This is a genomic window from Streptomyces changchenzhani, from assembly GCF_039766235.1.
Taxonomy (GTDB): domain Bacteria; phylum Actinomycetota; class Actinomycetes; order Streptomycetales; family Streptomycetaceae; genus Streptomyces.
In genome coordinates, this window is the sequence record NZ_JBDHNH010000016.1 from 1 (window position 1) to 22,689 (window position 22,689).

General features: G+C 70.7%; 14 protein-coding genes. 11 read left to right on the forward strand and 3 right to left on the reverse strand.

What is annotated here, in order from left to right; translation table 11 throughout:
• Nucleotides 1-916, reverse strand: a 916-nt coding sequence (locus ABCR94_RS34735; protein WP_347125002.1) for an IS630 family transposase, incomplete at its 3' end; no start/stop codon positions are given.
• 206 nt (nucleotides 917-1,122) lie between these two features.
• On the opposite strand from ABCR94_RS34735, the gene ABCR94_RS34740 reads away from it, so the two are divergent.
• A complete protein-coding gene (locus ABCR94_RS34740) occupies nucleotides 1,123-1,800 on the forward strand; it encodes an AAA family ATPase (RefSeq protein ID WP_347125003.1) in 678 nt (225 codons plus the stop codon).
• Nucleotides 1,801-1,996: 196 nt separating this feature from the next.
• On the opposite strand, the gene ABCR94_RS34745 is transcribed toward ABCR94_RS34740, so the two are convergent.
• A complete protein-coding gene (locus ABCR94_RS34745) occupies nucleotides 1,997-3,253 on the reverse strand; it encodes a peptidase (RefSeq protein WP_347125004.1) in 1,257 nt (418 codons plus the stop codon).
• A 262-nt stretch (nucleotides 3,254-3,515) separates the two neighbouring features.
• Nucleotides 3,516-5,105 carry an MFS transporter gene (locus ABCR94_RS34750; RefSeq protein ID WP_521978536.1) on the reverse strand — a complete coding sequence of 530 codons (1,590 nt, stop codon included), beginning with the start codon at nucleotides 5,103-5,105 and terminating at the stop codon, nucleotides 3,516-3,518.
• Nucleotides 5,106-5,622: 517 nt separating this feature from the next.
• Between ABCR94_RS34750 and ABCR94_RS34755 the strand changes: the two genes are divergently transcribed.
• From ABCR94_RS34755 to ABCR94_RS34800, 10 genes are all read left to right on the forward strand, one after another.
• Nucleotides 5,623-6,411, forward strand: coding sequence for an ABC transporter ATP-binding protein (locus ABCR94_RS34755; protein ID WP_347125006.1), 789 nt, complete (start codon nucleotides 5,623-5,625; stop codon nucleotides 6,409-6,411).
• Entirely contained in the window at nucleotides 6,408-8,978 is a 2,571-nt protein-coding gene (locus ABCR94_RS34760) for an ABC transporter permease (protein WP_347125008.1), read from the forward strand. Before ABCR94_RS34755 ends, ABCR94_RS34760 begins: the two co-directional genes overlap by 4 nt.
• Before the next feature lie 446 nt (nucleotides 8,979-9,424).
• On the forward strand, nucleotides 9,425-9,706 hold the full coding sequence (locus ABCR94_RS34765; RefSeq protein WP_347125010.1) for a hypothetical protein: 282 nt from the start codon (nucleotides 9,425-9,427) through the stop codon (nucleotides 9,704-9,706).
• Between the two features lie 9 nt (nucleotides 9,707-9,715).
• Nucleotides 9,716-11,620, forward strand: coding sequence for an AfsR/SARP family transcriptional regulator (locus ABCR94_RS34770; RefSeq protein ID WP_347125011.1), 1,905 nt, complete (start codon nucleotides 9,716-9,718; stop codon nucleotides 11,618-11,620).
• 6 nt (nucleotides 11,621-11,626) lie between these two features.
• Nucleotides 11,627-13,912: a TOMM precursor leader peptide-binding protein gene (locus ABCR94_RS34775; RefSeq protein WP_347125013.1), complete on the forward strand. Its 2,286-nt coding sequence runs from the start codon at nucleotides 11,627-11,629 to the stop codon at nucleotides 13,910-13,912.
• Nucleotides 13,902-16,133 carry a TOMM precursor leader peptide-binding protein gene (locus ABCR94_RS34780; RefSeq protein ID WP_347125014.1) on the forward strand — a complete coding sequence of 744 codons (2,232 nt, stop codon included), beginning with the start codon at nucleotides 13,902-13,904 and terminating at the stop codon, nucleotides 16,131-16,133. The genes ABCR94_RS34775 and ABCR94_RS34780 overlap by 11 nt, the downstream gene beginning before the upstream one ends.
• A 78-nt stretch (nucleotides 16,134-16,211) precedes the next feature.
• Complete coding sequence (locus tag ABCR94_RS34785; RefSeq protein ID WP_347125016.1) at nucleotides 16,212-17,786, forward strand: SagB family peptide dehydrogenase; 1,575 nt, start codon at nucleotides 16,212-16,214, stop codon at nucleotides 17,784-17,786.
• A gap of 35 nt (nucleotides 17,787-17,821) precedes the next feature.
• On the forward strand, nucleotides 17,822-20,503 hold the full coding sequence (locus tag ABCR94_RS34790) for a lantibiotic dehydratase (RefSeq protein WP_347125017.1): 2,682 nt from the start codon (nucleotides 17,822-17,824) through the stop codon (nucleotides 20,501-20,503).
• 34 nt (nucleotides 20,504-20,537) lie between these two features.
• Nucleotides 20,538-21,578 (forward strand): lantibiotic dehydratase C-terminal domain-containing protein, encoded by a 1,041-nt coding sequence (locus ABCR94_RS34795; protein ID WP_347125018.1) that lies wholly within the window; start codon nucleotides 20,538-20,540, stop codon nucleotides 21,576-21,578.
• The gene (locus ABCR94_RS34800) at nucleotides 21,575-22,684 is read left to right on the forward strand and encodes a site-2 protease family protein (RefSeq protein ID WP_347125020.1); all 1,110 of its coding nucleotides are present in this window, start codon (nucleotides 21,575-21,577) and stop codon (nucleotides 22,682-22,684) included. The genes ABCR94_RS34795 and ABCR94_RS34800 overlap by 4 nt, the downstream gene beginning before the upstream one ends.
• Nucleotides 22,685-22,689 lie beyond the last annotated feature (5 nt).

The following is a 22,689-nucleotide window of genomic DNA, read 5'->3' on the forward strand; positions in this document are numbered from 1 at the left end:
AACTGCGCCTCGATCGGTTGGCCCACGACGCGCTCGTCGGCGTCAGGCACAACTCGACCTTGTTCTTCTTCGCCCAGGTCCGGATGGTCGGGGTCTTGTTCGCCGACAGGTTGTCCATGATCACGTAGACAGGGGCGCCGTCGGGGCGAGCGGCCCGGATCGACTTCAGCGCCGAGAGGCTGTGGTCACCGCCCTTGCGGCGGCGGGTCACTCCCCACAGCTGGTCGTCGCCCAGGGAATAGCAGCCGTGGAAGTACCGGATGCCGTGGGTGCGGTGATAGGTGGCCGGCAGCCGGTCCGGTTTCTTCTCCTGGGCCCAGCCGGAGCCGTGGCAGGGGCGGATCGACAGCGGGCCGAACTGGTCGAAGGCGAAACACCGGTCCGGGAAACGACTGGTCACGTGCTCGATGCGGTCGAGTTTGGTGTCCTTGTCGGGATCCTTGGACTCCTTCCAGGTGCGGGTCCGCTGGAAGGAGATCCCGTTCTCGCGCAAGATCTGCCGCAGCCGTTCCCGGCCGATCTTCACCGTCCTCACCCGGTTGCGGGCCAGGTAGTCGGTGAGCTTGCGAAGGCTCCAGTGCGTGAAGGGACGTCCCAGCGTGACCGGGCGGGTCCGGGCCGTCGCGATGATGAACTCGCGTTCGTCATCGCTGATCAGGCGGGGACGGCCTCCCGCCCACCGAGGGTCCAGCGCGGCCAGGCCCTCCTCGTTGAACGCGTGGATCACGTCCCGGACTGTGTCCTCGTGCGCGGCGACCAACTGCGCGATCGCCGTCACGGTGGTCCCCGACGCCGACGCCATGATGATCAGTGCCCGACGCACCCGCACGGACTCGTGGCGGCCCCGCCGAACGATCTGCTGCAGCCTCTGCCCCTCTTGATCAGTCAACCGTCGCGCCCTGACCGGCTCTGCCATCTGCGACCTCACTCATCCTCAACAACAACTACGTTGCATCCAGAGTGAAGCCGACCGACCCCAGCACCCTAAACATCGATCAGCGTGTCGCCAGACCCGGCGAACGTTCGTGGCCAACGCACTAGCTCATCTTCGCCGAGGAGAAGTGGGGGCCGTCTCCCGAGGGGCTTGCGCAGGGGCTCAAGGAATCGCAGCTGCCAGGGCCCATGTGCGGGATTCTGGGCGGTTGCCGGGTCTTCCATTTCCAGGACATGGGCATCGGCGCACCGGTCAAGCAGCTCGGGTTCACCGCCGACAATGAGGCGCTGCGTCCGGACGCGAGGAACCTGGCTGCTCTTCTGTTGCGACTGCGCGAGGGGGAGCCCAAGGCGTACCGGCGGATGGTGCGGGCCGTGCGGACGGTGGCGCCGTTCTTCCGGGACTTCCTGCTGGCCGAGGAGCCGGGCGGAAAGATTCAGCTGCGATGGATGCAGGAGGGGGTGGACGCGGTCTTCCCCGCAGAGGCACTGTCCGACGGCACGCTGAGATACATCTGCCTGTGCGTGCTTCTACTGCAACCGGATCCGCCTGCGCTTCTGACGCTGGACGAAACGGAGTTGGGGCTGCACCCGTATGCGGTGGTGCAGCTCGCGGACCTGTTGCGCTCGGCGAGTGCGCGCAGTCAGGTGGTCATCGCGCCGCAGTCGGTGACGCTGCTCAACCAGTTCTCGTTGGACGAGCTGGTGGTGGTGGAGTGGGAGGACGGCGCGACGGCGCTGCGGCGGCCGGACCGCGAGGCGCTGCGGGAGTGGCTGGAGGAGTACTCGCTGGGCGAGCTGTGGGAGAAGGGTGTGGTGGGGGGACGGCCGGTCGCTGAGTCTCCGTCGCGGGGGCGGTTGGCGTGATCACGACCGTCTCGCCCCGCTCTACGTGGCTGAGGACCGTGGCCGTTTGCTGGTTCAGTTCGCGGGCGCTGATCTGCACCGGCCCAACGTACTGCCCGCGCAATACATGCGGCCCCCGTCGGCTCCACGACAGCCCGAAGGGCCCGCATCCGGCGTGGATGCGGGCCCCTCCGTGGTGCGGGTGCGGCTGGTGTTGCTACGCCGCGGAGTCGGACTTGCGGCGGCGTACGACGAACACCGCGCCGGCGCCGACCACTACGGCCGCGGCGCCCGCGAGGGCGATCTGCGGGACGGCCGAGTTGGAGCCGGTCGTGGCGAGTGCGCCGCTCACCGGCTGCGGGGACGAGGTGCCCTGCGGTGACGGGGACGCGACCGGGGGCTTGGAGGCCTTGCCGGGCTTGGCGGGTGTGACCGGGCCGGGCTTGGTGCCCGCGGCTGCGATCTTGAACTTGTACGTGGTCAGGTCCGGAGTCCCGCCGCACGTCTCGTCGTCGTTCCAGTAGTCACCGGCGACGAAGGCGACGCCCTGGCCCGCCGGGGCCTTCGCGTCGACCTTGAGGCGCAGCTTGATGTCGCTGTGCGCTCCGGCCTTCAGCGGGGTGATGCGGTCGATGTAGTTCTCGACGTCGACGTTCTGCCAGGTCTTGGAGGTCGCGGTGGACCACTGGAACTTCAGCAGGTGACCGAGGTCCTTGGTGCCCTTTTTGTCCGTCGCGTGGACGCTCGCGAAGGGGTAGACCTCGTCCATCGTCTTGTCGGTGCCGTTGGCCAGGCGGAGTTTGAAGTTGACCCAGTTACCGGCGACCACCGTGCCGGGCAGGCCCGTCACGACGGTGGTGAAGTCGGAGTCCAGGACGCACTCGCCGTCGCCCTCGTTGTCCTCTTCTTCTTCGTCCAGTGCGTCGGCGAGCGCCTTGTCGGCGGCCTTCTTGACGGCGAGGGCGCTCTTCTCGGCCTTCTGCGCCACGCCGAGTGTCTTGAACGCGGCGACCCTGGCGTCTTCGAGCGCCTTGCGGGCCGTCTCGGCCTTGGTGTCTGCGGTGGTCTTCGTCTCGGCGGCGGTCTTGGCGACCGCCTCGGCGTCGGTGACGGCCTTCGCCGCAGCGGCCTTCTGCTCCTCGGTGGCGTCCGCCGGGAGCGCGTCGAGCGCGGTCTTCGCCTCGGTGACCGCGGTGTCGGCAGCGGTCTTCGCGGTGGCGGCCTCGGCGGCCTCCTTCGCGGCGGCCTTCTGCGCGACGTAGAGCGGCGAGGCGTCGGTGTCGAGGGTGTCTATCGCGTCCGAGGCGTCCTGCACGGCCTTGACGGTGACGTCGTACGCCTTCTGCGCCTCGTCGGCAGCCTGTATGAGGTGCTTGATGCTGGGCCTGCTCGACTGCTCCTGCGTGGCCGGCTTGGCGTCGGCGAACGCCGGGCCTACGGAGAGCAGAGCGAGCGGCGTCGTCACTGCGGCCACGGCAGCAGTGGCGAGAATACGGCGGAATCTCACAGGTGACCTTTTTCTGGGTCCGAAAGAAACAAGCGAAAAGACTAAAGACGAGTCGTCGCCGTGGGAGGACCTCTTCGATGCGCGACTTTGCCGAAGAGTAAGGGGGGAATAAGAGCCGAGGGAAGCCACATTTTTCGGTAGCAGGTGTGTGGTGCTTACGTGAGGGATGGGCAAAGCGGTCATTCGGTGACGGTTGCTCACGAGTTCTGCGATTTCCCTGTGGGCCATATCACTTGAGCAGCGCGGGATCTTCCGGTTCGGTGATGACGGGGAAGCGGCGCGGGGCGACGAATATCAGCGCGAGCAGCGCCAGGACGGCCGCGCAGGCCGCGCCGATATAGACGTAGTCGACGGCGGCGTCGACCGCTCGGCGCAGATAGTCGGCCGCTTCCGCGGTGAGCCGGCCGGGGTCGCCCAACGCGTGGGATACGGAGTCGAGGTCGCCGGGCAGTCCGTCGCGTATCGCCTCGGGGGCGTCCGCGAGTCTGGACGCGAGGGTGGCGTTGGCGACGGCGCCGAACAGTGCGGCGCCGACCGACTGGCCGACCTGGCGGCAGAAGAGGACGGACGCGGTGGTCGTGCCGCGCTCCGACCAGCCGACCGTCGACTGGACGCCGACGATGAGGGGGAGTTGGAAGAGGCCGAGCGCTCCGCCGAGCAGCAGCATGATCAGGGCGGGCTGCCACGCCGAGCCGGGGAACGGCAGCAGCGGGAAGGCGAGCAGGATCAGCGCCGCGCAGCCGATGCCGATGATCGCCGTCAGTCGGAAGCCGATGCGGTTGTACGCGTGCTGGCTCAGCGCCGCCGACACGGGCCAGCTCAGCGTCATGATCGACAGGACGAAGCCGGCGGCTATCGGGTCGAGTTGCAGTACTGCTTGGGCGTACGTGGGCAGGAAGACCGTCGGGGCGACCATCAGGAGGCCCAGCGCGCCCAGCGCGAGATTGACGGCGGCGATCGTGCGCCTGCGCCACACCCAGCCCGGGATGATCGGTTCGGCGGCGCGGCGCTCGATGACGACGGTGGCCGCGGCCAGGAGCGCGCTGCCGCCGAAGAGGGCCAGGGAGGGCGCGGAGAGCCAAGGCCAGGCGACGCCGCCCTGGACGAGGGCGAAGAGCAGCAGGCCGCCGCAGGCGAACACGCCGAGCGCGCCCGCCCAGTCGATGCGGGGGCGGCCGGTGGCCGCGGGGGACTTCGTACGGGCCGGTTCGTGGAAGTGGCGGGCGATCAGCCACAGCGCGACTGCGCCCACCGGCAGGTTGATGAGGAAGATCCAGCGCCAGTCGGCGTACGAGGCGAGCAGCCCGCCGACTGCCGGGCCCGCGACGGCCGACACCGCCCAGACCGTTGACAACTTCGCCTGGATCTTGGGGCGTTCCTTCAGGGGGTAGAGGTCGGCGGCGACCGTCTGGACCGTGCCTTGGATGGCTCCGCCGCCGAGGCCCTGGACGATGCGGAAGGCGATCAGGCTCTCCATGTTCCAGGCGAAGGCGCACAGGAGAGAGCCGACGAGGAAGAGGACGATTCCGGCGAGCAGGACCGGCTTGCGGCCGAAGGTGTCGGAGAGCTTTCCGTACACCGGGAGAGTGACCGTCACCGCGAGCAGATAACCCGCGAACAGCCAGGAGAAGATGGCGAACCCGCCGAGGTCGCCGACGATCTGGGGCACGGCGGTGGACACGATCGTGCCGTCCAGGGCCGCCAGGGCCATGCCGAGCATGAGCGCGGCGACGACCGGGCCGCGCCGGACGGCCGGGGGAGCGGGGACGGTAGCGGCGGGGACGGGAGGGGCGGGCGTGGGTGGCGGGCCCCCGGGTATCGCGCCGCTGCCGTCCGTCCCCTCGGCGCCGCCACCGCCCGCGCGGCTTGTGCCTGCCGCAGACGCCGGGCCCGTACTTCCCGTACGTCCTGAGCCCGTACTTCCCGTACTCCCTGTGTTGCCGCCCGCGCCGCCCACCAAGATCCCTTCACTGTGCACGCATTTGGTTCCGTCACCTTCTCATCCGCAGCTCACGCAGGGGGAGGGTGTAGTCGACCCGGAGTACTCCTCCGTCCGAGGGTGGAGATCCCCTAGGGAGATCTCCCTACTTCTGGCCAGCGGGTGTTCGTCCCGGCGGAGGACGAGCCGAACGGCGCTTTTCTTTAACTTGGTCTTACGGCCTTGATACGGGCTGCCGCACCTCGGGGGTGGGGTTGTCCCCCGGGTGGATACGGAGATGCGCACCAGTGTGCGCGGGGTCTCCGGTCAACAGAATCGACGAGAACCAACCTTCGACGTCCAACCCGAGAACCAACCTTTTCGACGTTCAATTGCCAAGCGACATAGGAGATTTACCGTGACAACGGCCATGACCATTCCCAGGCACGGGGGCACTGGAGGGCGTACGGCCGTTGCCGCGAGGGCGCGACAGGTCGTGAAGGCGTACGGGTCCGGGGAGACCCGCGTCGTGGCGCTCGACCATGTCGATGTGGACATTGCCCGCGGGCAGTTCACCGCGATCATGGGCCCGTCCGGCTCCGGCAAGTCCACGCTGATGCACTGCCTGGCCGGCCTCGACACCGTCACATCGGGCGAGATCTTCCTCGACGAGACCGAGATCACCGGGCTCAAGGACAAGAAGCTCACCCAGCTGCGCAGGGACCGAATCGGCTTCATCTTCCAGGCGTTCAACCTGCTGCCGACGCTCAACGCCCTGGAGAACATCACACTGCCGATGGACATCGCGGGCCGCAAGCCGGACGCCGCGTGGCTCAATCAGGTGGTGGAGACCGTCGGTCTCGCGGACCGCCTCCGGCACCGGCCGACCGAGCTTTCCGGCGGCCAGCAGCAGCGCGTCGCGGTCGCCAGGGCGCTCGCCGCGCGGCCCGAGATCATCTTCGGGGACGAGCCGACCGGGAACCTCGACTCCCGTGCCGGAGCAGAGGTGTTGAGCTTCCTGCGCCGGTCCGTCGACGAGCTGTCGCAGACCATCGTGATGGTCACCCACGACCCGGTCGCCGCGTCGTACGCGGACCGGGTGCTGTATCTCGCGGACGGCCGCATCGTCGACGAGATGTTCGCCCCGACGGCCGACCAGGTCCTCGACCGCATGAAGGACTTCGACGCACGCGGGCGGACGTCATGACCGTACTCAGGAGCTCTCTGCGCAACTTCGTCGCGCACAAGGGACGCATGGCGCTCTCCGCCGTCGCGGTCCTGCTCTCGGTGGCGTTCGTGTCCGGCACGCTCGTCTTCACCGACACCATGAACACCACCTTCGACAAGCTCTTCGCCGCCACCGCGGCCGATGTCACGGTCACCCCCAAGGCGGCCGGTGACGACGACACTCCGCAGACCGGCAAGCCGGAGTCGCTGCCCGCTTCCGTCGTCCGGCAGGTGGCGAAGACCGACGGCGTACGGTCCGCCGAAGGTGCCGTCTCCAGCATGTCCGTGACCGTCGTCGACAGCGACAACAAGAACATGGGCTCTGAAAGCGGCGCCCCCACGATCGCCGGCAACTGGACGAAGAGCGACCTCAAGTCCATGGAGATCACCTCCGGGCACGCCGCGCGCGGACCCACCGAGGTCATGGTCGACTCCGACACCGCCGACAAACACGGCCTCAAGCTCGGTGACGAGCTGCGCACCATCGCCGTCACCGGCGACATCAAAGCGAAGATCACCGGCATCGCCTCCTTCAAGGTGACCAACCCGGGCGCGGCCGTCGTCTTCTTCGACACCGCGACCGCGCAGCGGAAGCTGCTCGGCAAGCCGGACACCTTCAGCCATATCGCCGTCACCGCCCAACAGGGCTTCAGCGACACGCAGTTGAAGCAGCAGGTCGCGGGCGCGCTCGACGGGACGTACAAGCTCCAGACCGCGAAGGAGTCCGCGGACTCCGGGCGCGAGGAGATCGGCTCCGTCCTCGACGTGATGAAGTACGCGATGCTCGGCTTCGCCGGAATCGCCTTCCTCGTCGGCATCTTCCTGATCGTCAACACCTTCTCGATGCTGGTCACCCAGCGCACCCGCGAGATCGGCCTGATGCGGGCGCTGGGCTCCAGCCGCAAGCAGATCAACCGGTCCGTCCTGGTGGAGGCGCTACTGCTCGGCATCGTCGGCTCGATCCTGGGCATCGGCGCGGGTGTCGGCCTCGCCGTCGGACTGATGAAGCTCATGGGCTCCCTGGGCATGGAACTGTCCACCAAGGACCTGACCGTGGCCTGGACAACCCCGGCCATCGGGCTCGCGCTCGGCATCATCGTCACCGTCGTCGCCGCCTACGTCCCGGCCCGCCGGGCCGGCACGGTCTCCCCGATGGCCGCGCTGCGCGACGTCGGGACCCCGGTGGACGGCAGGGCGGGCCGGATACGGGCCGCACTCGGCCTGCTCCTGACCGGCGCCGGCGGCGCGCTGCTGTACCTGACGACGCAGGCCGACAAGGCGAGCGAGGGCTCACTGTTCCTCGGCGGCGGAGTGGTCCTCACCCTCATCGGCTTCATCGTCATCGGCCCACTGCTCGCGGGCGTCGTGGTCCGGGCGCTCGGCGCGGTCGTCCTGCGGATGTTCGGCCCCGTGGGGCGGATGGCCGAGCGCAACGCCCTGCGCAATCCGCGGCGTACGGGAGCGACCGGCGCGGCCCTGATGATCGGCCTCGCCCTGGTGGCGTGCCTGTCGGTCGTCGGGTCATCGATGGTCGCCTCGGCCACCGACGAGCTTGACAAGTCGGTCGGCGCGGACTTCATCGTCCAGGCCAAGACCCCGCAGCCGATCGTCCCCGACGCCGAAAAGGCACTGCGGGCGGCCCCCGGCATCGAGCACGTCACCAACTACAAGTCGGTCAAGGCCAAGCTGACTTCGCCCGACGGCAAGGTGGAGGAGGAGGAACTGGCCGCCGCCGACCCGACGTACGCCGAGGACCTGCGGCGCGAGACCGTCGGCGGTGAACTGACCGCGGCGTACGGCAAGGACGCCATGTCGGTCGGTGACGACTACGCCAAGCAGCACGGCATCAAGGTCGGCGACGAGATGACGGTCGCCTTCACCGGCGGCAAGAGCGCGAAGCTGCGGATCGCGGCGATCACCTCGGACGACGTGAATGTCGACAAGGGCGCGATGTACACCAACATCACGACCGTGGCGAAGTATCTGCCGGCCGAGAAAATGCCGAAGAACCAGATCATGTTCGCGAAGGCCGTGGACGGCAAGGAGAAGGCCGCGTACGCGGGCCTCAAGGACGCGCTGTCGAAGTACCCGCAGTACCTGGTGCAGAACCAGACCGACTTCAAGCAGGACCTCAAGGACCAGATCGGCCAGCTGCTCAACATCGTCTACGGACTCCTCGGCCTCGCGATCGTCGTCGCGATCCTCGGTGTGGTGAACACCCTCGCCCTGTCGGTCGTCGAGCGGACCAGGGAGATCGGCCTGATGCGGGCCATCGGCCTCTCACGCAGGCAGCTGCGCCGCATGATCCGCCTGGAGTCGGTGGTCATCGCGCTCTTCGGCGCACTGCTCGGCCTCGGGCTCGGTATGGGCTGGGGTACGTCGGCACAGAAGCTGCTGGCCCTGGAGGGACTCGGGATCCTGGAGATCCCGTGGCCGACGATCATCGGGGTCTTTGTTGCCTCGGCCTTCGTGGGGCTGTTCGCGGCCCTGGTTCCGGCGTTCCGGGCGGGCCGGATGAACGTACTGAACGCCATCGCCACCGAGTAGCGGGAGGTGGCCCCGCGCCGCCTCACGCCGCGCCGTATGTGGCGGGGCGGGGCGGGGCGCGGGAGGGCAGTGCGGTCGAGGGCCCGGATCCGGGGTGCACAGGGGAGGTCCCGGCGCCGGGCCGCAAGGGGTGTCCGGCGGATCTCTCCGCCGGGCACCCCCTTGCTGTGTGCGGCTGTGTGCGGCTGTGACCGTCGTGCCGTGGCTGTCCGGCTGTGATGTCGTGCCGCCGTGCTGCTGCCGTGGCGGCGGGTGCGGGTGCGGGGGCGGTGCGGCGCCGGGGGCGGGGGGCGTCGGGCGCGCGGGTCCGTACACCGTCGGTGCACGATGCTGCCGTGCCCTGTGCAGCAAGCTGACACCGTTCTCCCTGCTATCCCACGCACCCCACTGACATCGTCGAGGTCACCGGAAGCCATCCGGTGAGACAGAGCTATCCAGGGGGAAACATGCTTGGTCGTTCGCTTTCGAAGGCATCCACAGGCTGGACCCGTGCCACTGTCGCCCTCGGGCTGGCCGTGGCCGCTGTTTCCCTCTCGGCCGGTGCTGCGGCTGCGTCCTCCCCCGAACCCCCCACGCCGCAGTCGCAGCACCTCTCCCACAGCGCGCCGAGCCACATTCCCCCGCAGGCCGTCGAGTCCTTCTGTCGGGGCTGGGAGGCCGTCGCCGCCGAACTGCCATTGCCCACGGCCGCCGTTCAGGTGTGCAAGCTGGTCAACGGCTGGCAGTAGGCAGCCGCGATGCGGTTTCAGCTTCTTGGACCGCTGAGCATCACGGACGGCACCGACACCGTCGTACTGCAGCCCTCCAAGCCGACGATCCTGCTGGCCGTGCTGCTCCTGCACGCCAACGCCGTGGTGTCCGCCGAGTACTTGCAGCGGGCCATGTGGGGCGAGGAGCAGCCGGCCACCGCGAAGGCGGCCCTGCAGACCTGTGTGCTGCGGCTGCGGCGGCTCTTCACCAAGCACGGCGTGACCGAGACTCCCGTCGAGGCGGTGCCCGGCGGCTACCGGATCACCGCCGACGCCAGGACCCTCGACCTCATCGGATTCCGTCAACAGGTGGGCTGCGCCGCCGAATCGGCGCACGACCCGGCGTCGGAGCTCCGCACACTCAAGGACGCGCTGTCGCTCTGGCAGGGGCCGGTCCTGGCCAATGTCCGCTCCGACGTGCTGCACCGGGACGAGGTGCCCCGGCTGGCCGAGGAACGGCTGCGGACCGTGGAACGCGTCTGCGATCTGGAGCTCGGGCTCGGACGCTGCGGCGAAGCCCTCGTCGAACTGTGGAGTGTGACGCGCACGTTCCCCGGATACGAGCGGTTCCACGAGCAGTTGATCGAGGCGCTGTACCGGACGGGCCGGCAGGCGGAGGCGCTCGCCGAGTACCGGCGCGTCAAGGAGTATCTGCTCGACGAGCTGGGGGTCGACCCCTCACCGACCCTCCAGAAGCTCGAACTTGCCATCCTGCGGGGCGAGGACATGGGCCCCGCGAGCGGCGAGCGCACGCCGCCGCACGCCCGGCAACACGAGCAGTCGGCCGGCGTACGGGACGGATTCGCGCTGGTGGTGCCCGTGCCCGCGGTGCCTTCCTTCACCGGCCGCACGGCGGAGGTCGCCGCCATGGTGGCCCGGCTCACCGCCCACGCGGACGGTGCGGGCGGGGGCGGAGGCGGCGACGGCGGTGAGCCGATGACCGTCCTGGTGTCCGGGGCGCCGGGCATCGGCAAGTCCGCGCTCGCCCAGCACGTCGCCCACCTGGTGCGCGACAGTTACCCGGCCGGCCGGCTGCTGGTGCGCATGGTCGATCCGGACGGCGCGCCGCGCAGCTCCGCCGATGCCGCAGCCGAAGTGGCCGCCGCGCTGCGGGGCCGGCGCCCCGGCGAACGGGCGCTGCTCGTCCTGGACGACGTCGTCGACGCCGACCAGGTCCGTCAGCTGCTGCCCGCCGGGCCGGGCGGCGGCGCCGCCGTCATCACCAGCCGGATGGGCCTGGCCGGGCTGATCGCGACCCACGGCGGATGGGTGCACCGGCTCTCCACCTTCGACGAGGAGGAGTCGTACGGGCTGCTCCTCGCCGTGCTCGGTGCCGAGCGGGTGGCGGCGGAGCCGGAGGCGGCCCGTGAACTGGCCGCCGCCTGCGGCCACTTCCCGCTCGCCCTGCGCATCATGACGGCCCGTCTGCTGACCCGCCCGGGGCTGCGGCTGGCCGACGGCGTGGGCTGGCTGGCCGGTGATCCGCTCGCCCGGCTGTCCCTGGCCGACTCCCCCCGGATGTCGGTGGGGGGCGTCCTCGGCGGCGCCCTCGGCCGGCTCGACCGCCGGCTGTCCAGGGCGTTCCTGCGGGTCGGAGCGCTGCCCGGGGGGTCGTTCGGGGCCGAGGAGAGCGCCCCGGCGCTGGGGATGGACCCGGCCGAGGCCGAGGACGTCCTGGAGCGGCTGGCCGACGCGGGACTCCTCGAAGAGGGACCGCCGGGCCCGTATCGGATGCACGAGCTGCTTCGGGTGTATGCGCGCAGAACTGGCCTCGGCGGAGCCGCGGTTGACGACGCGCCGGTTGACGACGCGCTGACTGACGAAGCCCCGGCGCAGCAGGACCAGCAGGACCAGAGACCGACGCAGACCGATCAACCGACAGAGAAGGTGTGACTTCGGATGGCTGAAGGTGCAGTGGCTGAGGGTGTAGTGAATGAGGCCGTCGATGCGCTCGCCGGGACCCGGCCGCGCATCCGCCGGGACGTGCTGTTCACCGAGACCCCGGGCGGGGTGCTCTTCCACAACGCCGACGGCGGCTTCCATCTGACGGGCCGCACCGCGTACCGCTTCGCGTCCCTGGTCGTCCCGCACCTGTCGGGACAGCACCGGCTCGCCGACATCGTCCAGGGCTTCGGTCCGGCGCAGCGGGCGATGGCGGCGGAGCTGGTCAAGACGCTGTACGAGCGCGGGTTCGCCCGCGACATACCCGAGGCGCAAGAGGCGGAAGAGGCCGAGGCGGTCGCGGGCGGTGCGCAGGCCGAGGGGGTGGCCCGTCGCTTCGCCGCGCAGATCGCCTACGTCGACCACTACGTCGACGGAGCGCCCGCGCGCTTCCGGCGCTTCAGGGACACGAAGGTCGCGGTGCTCGGCGGCGACGCGGTCGCCAACTGGTGTGCGCTGAGCCTGATTCGTAACGGCAGTGGGCACATCGCCGTCGCGGGCTTGGGCGATCTCGCCGAAGTGGCCGCGGAAGCAGCTGAGTTGGCGGCGGACGGTTGCACCGTGCGGATCGACGGCATCGATCCGGATGCGGACTGGGCCGCTCTCGCCGGGTACGACGTCGTGGTCGTGACCGGCGCGGGCGCCGCCGTCCGTACTCACCGGCTGCTGACGGAAGGGGTGCCCGTAGGCAAGACCCTCATCCCGTCCTGGACGTTCGGCAACCGCGCCGTCACCGGGCCGCTCTCCACCGAGGGTTCCACCGGCTGTTGGTCCTGCGCGGTGCTGCGGCTCGGCGGCAACGTCGACGCCGGTGCGGCTGCGGAGATCTGGAGCGAGGTCGCCGGTGGCGCCGTTGTGCAGTCCGAGACGGTCGACGGGCCGCTGTCGGGGCCGCTCGCGGCCATGACGGGCAACCTGCTCGGGTACGAGATCTTCCGCATCACGACCGGTGCGCTGCCCGCCGAGACACACCAACAGGTGCTCATCCAGGACCTGGAGTCGCTTGACGTCAGGGCGGAGCCGGTGCGGGCCCATCCGCGTTGCGGGCACTGCGCGCGGGTCGCCGGGCCGGTCGCCGACGCACTGCCCGGCGGGCTCGCGCTGCCGGCCGTCCCCACCATCGACACCGCCCGCGAGGCGGAGGCCCTGGTGGCGGACCTGAACCGGATCAGTACCGCGCTGGTCCGCCCGTACACCGGGATCTTCATCCGTTACGACGACGAGGAGCTCACCCAGACCCCGCTGAAGATCAGCCGGGTCGAGGTGGCGCTCGGGCACGGGGTGCGGCGCAGGATCGCGGCGTTCGACGTGCACCACCTGGCGGGGGCGCGGATGCGGGCGCTGTATGCGGCGGCCGAGACGTATGTCGAGCATGTGGTGCCGCCGGTCATTGAACTCCCCTCTGCGGGAAATGTGTTGGCGCTGGGGCCCGACGCGCTGACCACGGGGGGCGGCACGGGAGTGGCTGTGGGGGATGTTGGTGCCTGGATCACCGCGACCTCGCTGCTCACCAAGGAGCCGGTACGGGTGCCCGCAGCGGCGGTGCGTACCTTCGGGGCGTTCAACCGTGACCGGCTGCACCTGGCGACGAGCGCGGGCGCGGGTGCGGGGGGTACGCCACAGGAGGCGGCAGGGCGTGGGCTGTTGTCCGTGCTGGCGCATGATGCGGTGCTGCGGGCGGTGCGGGGGAGTGCGCGGGTCTCGGTGGTCGCCACCGCCGATGGGGGTGGGGGCGCGGACCCCGAGCTGGTCTTCCTGCTGAAGTCCGCTGCCAATCTGGACATCGAGGTGGAGCTGCTCGACCTCGGCGAGGAGACGCGCTCATCGGCGCGGGTGGTGCTGGCGCGGGAGACAGGCGGGCGCTGGGCCGTCGCCGGCGAGCTGTCGCGCCGGGCCGCCGCGTGTGCCGCGCTGCGGGATCTGCTGGGGCAGGTGCAGTTGGCGGCCGAGGGCGGCGCGGGTGCGGCTTCCGGGGGTGTGGCCGATGCTTTCGCCGCCGTCGACGAGGGTGATCCGCTGGTGCGGGACCTCGCCGCCGGGACGATCGCGGTGACCGGAGCGGCGGTGGGCGCGGATGCGGCGGCCACGACGTTCGACGCGGTGCTTGAGCGGCTGCGGGAGGCCGGGCGGGATGTGCTCTACGTCCCCACGACCCCGGCGGATCTGCCGGCCGGCGGGATCAGTACGGCTCGGGTGCTGCTCACTGTGGGGGCGGCGGGGGGTGACGGTGCGGATGTCCGGTGACGCGGTTGGTGTGGCTGGTACGTCTGGTGCGGCCAGTGCGGCCGTCGCTTCCGTGGCTGCCTCGCCGTTGGAGCGGTCCTGCGCGGAGCTGGGTGCGCTGGTTCGGCGTGGGCTCGTTGCGCACGGTGCGGGTGTGCGGGTGGAGGTTGCGGCGCTGGGGGTGCGCAACGCGTTCGGGTCGCCTGCGGCGCTGCTCCCCTCCCCGCCCCTTCCCGAAACCGGGGGCGTGCCCCCGGGCCCCCGGACGCCCTCCGGGCGTGGTCCTCAAACGCCGGACGGGCTGGAGGTGGCGGTTGGGCCGGGTGGGTTGGGCGAAGCCGGCGGCGGGGCCCCGGCGCCCCGGGACGCCCTGCGGGCGTGTCCTCAAACGCCGGACGGGCTGGTGGTGGCGTCCGCCGGTCCGGGTCTGCCTTACGGGCTCGGCGACTTGGGCAGTTCCGTCGTTCCCGTTCGGTTCTACGGGCGGCATGCCGTCGTCGGGCCCTTCCCCGGACCCGGGCGCGACGGCGGATCCGGGCAGGCCTGTGGGTTGTGTCTTGAGCGGCGTTGGCAGGCCGTGCGGTCCATCGCTCTGCGGGAGGCGCTTGAGCTCGGGGGCGGGACCGATGCCGTTGCGGCCTCGCCGTACGTCACTCCCTTCGGGGGTGACGCGATTGCCGGGCTGGTTGCTGCCCGGGTCGGTGGGGCCGGGCCGCGTGGTGGGGCGTTCTCCGCCGTGCATCTGGTGGATCTTCAGACCCTCGCCGTCCGGCACTATCCGCTCGTGCCCGACCCCGAGTGCCCCCGCTGTGGCCACCCGCAGGAGGACACCGCCGAGGCCGCCGTTCTCGACTTCCGGCCCGCCCCCAAGCACCGGCCCGGGACCTTCCGGGTCCGTGACATCGGCGCGTACGAGCTGCCCATCGAGCCGTACGCCAACCCCGTGTGCGGGTCGCTGGGGTCCTCCGTCGTCCAGGATGTCTCCTCGCTGTCCACCTCCGCCACCATCGGCTGCTTCTCCATGCGGTCCGGGGACTACCTCCGCGAGACCTTCTGGGGCGGGCACGCCGACACCTTCGCGCAGAGCGTGCGCATCGGCGTACTGGAAGGGCTTGAGCGGTACGCCGGGATGCGCGCCCGCGCCAAGCAGGCCGGGGTGCGCGAGTCCCTGGACGGGCTTCGCGGGCGGGGCGAGCGGGCGCTCGACCCGCGCGAGTGCGGGCTGTACTCCGAGGCGTTCCACCGGGCCAACCCGCGCGTCACCCCCTTCACCCCGGACCGCGAGATCCCCTGGGTGTGGGGGTACTCGCTGCTCCACAACAAGCCGGTCCTGGTCCCCGAGGTGCTGACGTATTACCACGCACCCGGCCTGGAGAACCGTTTCGTACAGGAGAGTTCCAACGGCTGCGCGTCCGGCGGCTGTCTGGAGGAGGCCGTCTACTTCGGCCTCATGGAGGTCGTCGAGCGCGACGCCTTCCTCCTCACCTGGTACGGGCAGGCCGCCCTGCCCGAGCTCGACCCACGCACCAGCACCCGGCCCGCCACCCGGCAGATGGTCGAGCGGCTGGAGATGTACGGCTACGAGGCCCGCTTCTTCGACACCCGGATCTCCTTCCCCATCCCCGTCGTCACCGGCGTGGCGGTACGGCCCGACGGCGGTCCTGGGCGGATGTGCTTCGGCGCGGGCGCCGGTCTCGACGCCGAGTCCGCGCTGGCCGGAGCGCTCTGCGAGATCGCCACCGACGCCGTCAACCTCCAGGGCCGCACCGAGCGCGACGAGAAGCGGCTGCGGGCCATGGCCCAGGACTTCGCGAAAGTCGCGGCACTGCACGACCACCCGCTGTCGTACGGCATCCCCGAAATGGGCGACCACGCGCACTTCCTGATCGGGGAGCCCGGCGCGCCGAGGCCGCCGAAGATCCCGATGGCCGAGCTGTACGGGAACGGCTCCGTGCCGCCCGTTTCCGGCGACCTGCGCGACGACCTGACGCGCTGCGTGGACGCGGTCACCGCGAAGGGCTTCGACGTGATCGTCGTCGACCAGACCATGCCCGAACAGCGGGCCCTGGGCCTGACGACGGTCAGCGTGATCGTGCCGGGGCTGTTGCCGATCGACTTCGGCTGGACCCGGCAGCGCGCCCTGGAAATGCCCCGGTTGCGTACCGCGCTGCGCGAGGCCGGGCTGCGCGAGCGCGATCTCGTCGCCTCCGACCTCAACCCCGCACCTCACCCCTTCCCGTGACCGAGCGACCGAGCGACCCAGCGACCCAGCGACCCAGCGACCGATTGACCGAGCGATCGAGTGACCGAGGAGTCCGCCATGGGATACGCCCATGAATACGCCGCCGCGATCATGCGGCGCGGCCGGGTCCCGATGGAACCCGCCGACCATGTACCGAACTGGACGGACAGCCCGCGCAAGGCCAAGTTCTACCCCGGCGTCGACAGCATGCCGCTGCCGGACTCGGAGTACCCGGCCGACGCCGACCTGGACCGCGGCCTCGCCGAAATCCCGGGCGGTGACGGCCCGTTCGACCTGCGCTCCCTCTCGGGGATGCTCCGCGACTCGTACGGGCTGACCGGCCGCCGGCTCGGCATCCAGGCCAATACCGACCTGAGCGCGCTGCCCTTCTACCCACTCGCCAACTGGTCGCGCGGCTCGGCATCCGGCGGCGGCCTCTACCCCGTCAGCGTGTACTGGGTGTCCGGGGCGAGCGGGCCCGTACCGCCCGGTGTGCACTACTACTCGACCCGCCACCACACCATGCAGCGGCTGCTCACCGGGGACGTCTCGGGCGAGGTGCGGGCGGCGCTCGGCGAGGACGCGCCGGGTGCGACGACCGACCAGTACCTGGTCCTCGGCGTCAAGTACTGGCAGAACGCCTTCAAGTACAACAGCTTCTCCTTCCACGCCGTGAGCATGGACGTGGGCGCCGCCGTGCAGACCTGGCGCATGTGGGCGAAGGCCCGCGGCCTGGCCGTCGAACCGGCGCTGTGGTTCGACGAGGAGCGGCTGGCGCGGCTGCTTGGTGTGCGCGGCGAGGAGGAAGGCATCTTCGCCGTGGTGCCGCTCAAGTGGGAGGGGGAGTCGGCGGCGACCGCCGCCGTTGGAGCAACCTCCGTCCAGCACACGGACGTTGAGCGGTCTCGTACCGTGCTCACCTTCGACTCGCTGCTCAAGATGCAGGCCGCCACCGCGCACCGCGCCCCCCGGCGCCCCGCACCCGGCGCCCTCGCCGCCGCCGCCGCGCTGCCCGTCGACCCCGACCGCGTCGAGGCGCCGCTGCCCGCCGCGCAGCCGCTCGACACCGATGTACGCACCGCACTGCGCCGACGCCGCAGCAGCTTCGGCCGCTTCGATGCCCAGCGGCCCGTCACCGGGGCGCAGTTGGCCGCCGCGCTGGCCGCCGCCGCGTCCGGTTCGAAGATCGGCGGCGACTCGCACGGCGTCGCGCTGGCCAAGCTGTACGCCTTCGTCAACCATGTCGAAGGGCTGGCCCCGGGCTCGTACGAGTACGACCCGCAGGCGCGCTCGCTGCGGCTGGTGAAGGAGGGCAGGCCCGGCGAGTTCCTCCAGAAGAACTACTTCCTGTCCAACTACAACCTGGAGCAGGCCGGCGCGGTCCTGGTGCCCACGGTCCGTACCACCGCCGTACTGGAAGCCGTCGGCGACCGGGGATATCGCCTGGTCAACGCCACCATCGGCGCCGCCGCCCAGTCCCTGTACACCGCCTGCTCCGCGCTGGATCTCGGCTGCGGGGTCGCGCTGGGCTTCGACAACATCTCGTACATCGAGGAACTCGGCCTCGAAAAGACCGGCGAGGCACCGCTGCTGATCATGATGATCGGCAACGAACGGCCCGCCCCCGCCGACTTCCGCTACGAGATCGCCTGATGAGCAACGTGAGCAACGGAAGAGGCGCCACGGACATGTCCCGATCCCCTCAACCCCGCGCACCGCGCGCCGCGTTCATGCTCCGCGCCGCCGGGCTGCCGATGGAGAGCGTGTACGGCCTGCGCTGCCCCGGCGCCCGCCGCTGGGCCGACGAAGTGCTCGACGAAGCAGCGCAGTTGACCGCAGCGGGTGAGGAGATCGGCGATCTGCTGCACGGCCTGATCGGGGACAACACCGACGAGGCGGTGCGGCGCGGGCTGCTCAAGCTGCGCCGCGAGGTGTTCAACAACCGCCTGCCGCAGGACGGCGAGGCCGCCGTCACCCTGGTCGGCGGCCTCGACCCGGCGGCGGGTACGGCGCTCGCCCACTGGCTGAAGGGCCGCCGCCGGCTGGAGGAGCGCAAGGGTGACGGCGCCGCGCTGCTCGCCGACGAGACCGGGCGCAGCCGCGCCGCGCTGCGCCGCCTCGCGGGGGAGGAGCGGCTGCGCAAGGGGCTGCTGCTGGCCTCGCCGACGCTGGACGCGCAGATCGACGCCTTCGTACGCAAGGGAGATGCCGCGCCGCACACGCGGCCCGACAAGAAGCAGCGCAAGATCGAACGCTCACTGCTTTCGTACCTGTACCGGACGGTTTGCAAGACCAGCCCGTTCTCGACGTTCACCGGGGTCGCGCTCGGCGAGTTCACCGAGGACGCGGAGGGCGTCGGTCTTGAGGTGGCGGTCGACGACGAGTGGACCAGCCATCTGCGCCTGAACGTCGTCGCTTTGGGCCGGCTCGCCGAGTGCGTGATCGCCGACCCCGTCCGCCGCGCAGACCTGCCCGTCGCGCTCGCCTCCGGGTGGGGCCGGGACGACGACCGGGTGCGGTATGTACGCCGCTGGGTCACCACGGGCGACGACGACCACGCCGTCACCTTCGACGCGGTCAAGGACCGGCTGTTCTTCCTGCGCCGCAGCGGCACCCTGGAGCGGCTGCTCGGCCTCTTCGAGACGCGCGGGACGCTGCGCTACGGGGAGCTGTCCGAGTGGCTCGCCGCCGACCAGCACGCCGACGGGGAGGAGAGCGCCCAGTACCTCCAGGCACTCCTCGACCTCGGCATGGTCCAGGTGCCCTGCCTGCGGACCGGGGTGCACGACACCGATCCGCTGCGCGCGTTCCAGGAGTCGCTGCGCGGCCTTCGGCGCCCGTGGGCGGACCGGTTGGCGGTGCGCCTCGAAGGACCGGTCTCCTGCATCGACCGGTTCGCGGCCGCCGACCCGCCCGCCCGGCGCGAGCTGCTCGACGAGCTGCGCACCGGACTGCGCACCATCCAGGAGGAGTTGGGCGCCGAACGCGCCAGGGTGCCGCAGACGGTCCTGTACGAGGACGCGGCGGCGGCCCGTGAGACGCGCCTGGACCTCGACGCGTGGACGGAGCTGGCCGCCGGGCCGCTGAGCGCGGTGGAGCAGATCCTCCCCGCGTTCGACCTGACCCTGCCGCAGCGCGTCACGTTCAAGGGGTTCTTCCTCGCCCGGTACCGGCAGGGCGGGCGCTGCGACGACCTGCTGAAGCTCGTCCACGACTTCCACGAGGACTTCTTCGACCAGTACATGACGTTCACCGCCGGGCGCACCGCCTTCGACGCCGAAGGACAGTACGTACCCGAGGTGAACTGGCTGGGCCTGCCCCAGCTCAAGGCCCTCGACACCGCCCGGCAGACCTTCGTCGCACGGATGCGGGCACTGTGGGACGCGGCGCAGGGCAGCGGCGAACTGGTCGTTGACGACGCCTTCGTCGCCGACGTGGCCAGTGAACTCGCCACCGTGGCACCCGGGTTCGCCCCCATGAGCCACCACGTGCAGCTCGCCGCCCGCGCCGAGGACCCGCTTGTCGTACTCAACCGGTCCTACGGCGGCCTGTCCTTCCCCTTCAGCCGCTTCACGCACTGCTTCGACGGCATCGAGGAGCGGCTGATGGCAGGCTCCGCCGGCATCGAACCCGAGGGCGCCGTCTTCGCCGAAGTCACCGGCGGTCCCGTCACCAGCAACCTCAATCTGCACGGGCGGCTCACCGAGTACGAGATCGTCTGCCCCGGCGAAACGGGCACCCTGCCCGACGCGTTCGGCCTGCACCTCGACGACCTGTACATCGAGCACGACGCGGCGGCCGACCGTCTGGTGCTGCGCTCCACCCGCCTCGGCCGCGAAGTCGTCCCCGTCTACCTCGGTTATCTGGTGCCGCTCGCCCTCCCGGAGCTGCCCCGCACCCTGCTGCTGCTCTCGCCCACCTCGATGGCCCCGCTCAATGTGTGGGGCGGCGTGCCGGAGAGCGAGCCGGTGGGCGGCGTGACTGGGCGGCCCAGGGTGCGCTACGGCAGCGTTGTCCTCAGCCGCCGCAGCTGGAGCGCCCCCGCCTCCGTACTGCCGCTGGCCGCGCCCGGCACATCCGACGAGGACTGGTTTCTGGGCTGGCACCGCTTCCGGCGCGCCCACCGGCTGCCCGACCGGGTTTTCGCGACCGTCTCCGACAGTGGGGCGCGCGGCGCGACCGGCGCCAAGCCGCAGTACCTGGACTTCGACAGCGCCCTGTCCCTGTCGGCGTTCGAGTCGCTGCTCAAAACCGCGCAGGCCCGCGTGGTGTTCCGGGAAATGCTGCCCGACGAGGACGGCCTGCACGCCGTGTCAGGGCGGGGCCGCCATGTCGCCGAACTGGCCGTGGAAACCGTCGTATCCAGCTGATGACCGTCGTACCCAGCCGATGGAGGAACGCATCATGACCGCCCCCGCCCCCGCCGGAACCCGCACGGGCGCCTGGCAGGCCACCCACGTCTTCTACGCCGCCAACCCGCGCCCCCTGCTCATCCAGTGCATCCGACCCCTGGTGGCCGAGCTGGAGGACGAGGGGCTGCTCGCCGGGTACTTCTTCATGAACTACTGGCTGGAGGGCCCGCACGTACGGCTGCGCATGAAGCCTTCGTCCCCGGCCGCCGAGGCCGAGGTGCGCCGCCGCACCGAGGAGGCCGTCGACGCGTTCCTCGCCGAGCGCCCCGCGCTCTACGAGGTCGACTCCGGTTTCCTCAACGACTTCTACAACACGCTCTTCGAGATCGAGTTCCCAGGCAGCGAGCGCGGCCACTACCTCGACGACCAGGGCCGCATGAACCTGCGGACCAACAATTCGCGCAGTACGGAGGCGTACGAACCGGAGTTCGGCAAGTACGGCGGCCCGGCCGGCATCGAGCTCGCCGAGTGGCACTTCCGGCACTCCAGCGACCTGGTCATCGACGCCCTGCGCACCAAGAACCTGCATCTGCGCACGGTGCTGCTCGGCACCTCCGCCCAGCTGATGATGGTCATCTCCGGGACGTTCCTGCCGGGGGTGCAGGAGCTGGGCGACTACCTCGACAGCTATTACGAGTTCTGGCACCGGGCCTTCCCCGGCACCAACTTCATCGGCAACGAGGAGTACGACCGCAACTACGCTTCGATGGCCGCCGACCTGGCCGGGAGGTTCGCCCGCATCCGCGATGCGGTCGGCAGCAGCGAGCCGGGGCCGCTGCCCGCGTTCCTGGCGGGCTGGGCCGAGCACTGCGCCGAACTGCGCGACCGCGCACGCACCTTGACGGCCAACGGCGACCTGGTGTTCCGGTCCTGGGACGGCGAGCGCGACGAGCAGATCACCGATCCGGCCGTGTCACTGCCGCTGCTGCTCTCCCCGTACATGCACATGACCAACAACCGGCTGCATGTGACCATCCGCGACGAGGCGTACCTCTCGCACGTGCTGGGCCGGGCGCTGCGGGAGCCCGCGTGAGCACCCCGCCCGCTCCCTCGCGCTACCGCCCCGAGCTGCGGCCCCGGGTGCTGATCAGCGACGTGCTGCTGCACGGCGCCACGACCGTGCACCTGATCAAGAACACCGACAGCGGGCAGTCCTTCAAGGTCGGCGGCAAGGAGCACTTCCTCATCGCGCGGATGGACGGAACGCGCAGCCTGGAGGACATCGGCGAGGAGTACGCGCAGGAGTACGGGCGCAGGCTCGCCGACGCCAACTGGCAGCAGATCCTGAAGCTGCTCGGGACCCGTGGCCTGCTCGCCGGATCGCCGAGGCCGGCCCCCGACCCGGCGGCGGACGCCGCGGAGCCGCCGCGGGGGCTGCTGCGCGGCACGTTCCGGCTGGTCGCCGACGCGGACGCGACCACCGGGCGGCTGCACCGCGCCCTCGGGTTCCTGCTCTCGCCGTGGTGGATGGTGCCGCTGCTCGCCCTGGTCGTCGCCATGGAGAGTGTGCTCGCGCTGCGCATCGGCGAACTCCTCACCGCCACTTGGGAGTTGTTCGGCAACCCGGTTCTGTTGATGGCCGCGGCGACCCTGCTGTGGGTGAGCACCGCCCTGCACGAGCTGGCGCACGGCGTCGTCGCCCGGCACTACGGCGGCCATGTCGCCGAGATCGGTCTGCGCTGGCGGCTGCCGGTGGTGATCATGTATTGCACGGTCGACAACTACCTTTACCTGCGCACCCGTTGGCATCGGATTGCGACCGCGGTGGCTGGTGCGGCAATGAATCTGCTCTTCCTGCTGCCGTTCTTCGCGCTGTGGCTGCTGGCCCCGCTCGACGACGCCACCCACGACGCGCTGGCCGGCCTGCTGCTCCTGGGCAGCGTGCAGGCCGTCGCGATGCTCGTCCCGTTCCCCCCACTCGACGGCTACAAGATCGTCAGTCAGGCGCTGGGCAGCACCGAACTCGCCGCGTCCAGCGGCGCCTACCTACGGCTGGCACTCCGCCGCGACCCGGCCGCGGCCGGCTACCCCCGGCGGGCCCGCCGCGCCTACACCGCCTACGGACTCGGCTCCCTGCTGGTCCTCGGCCTGCTCGTCGCGGCTCTCGCGGCAGCCGTCCACCACCTCCTGACGACCTGACCGCC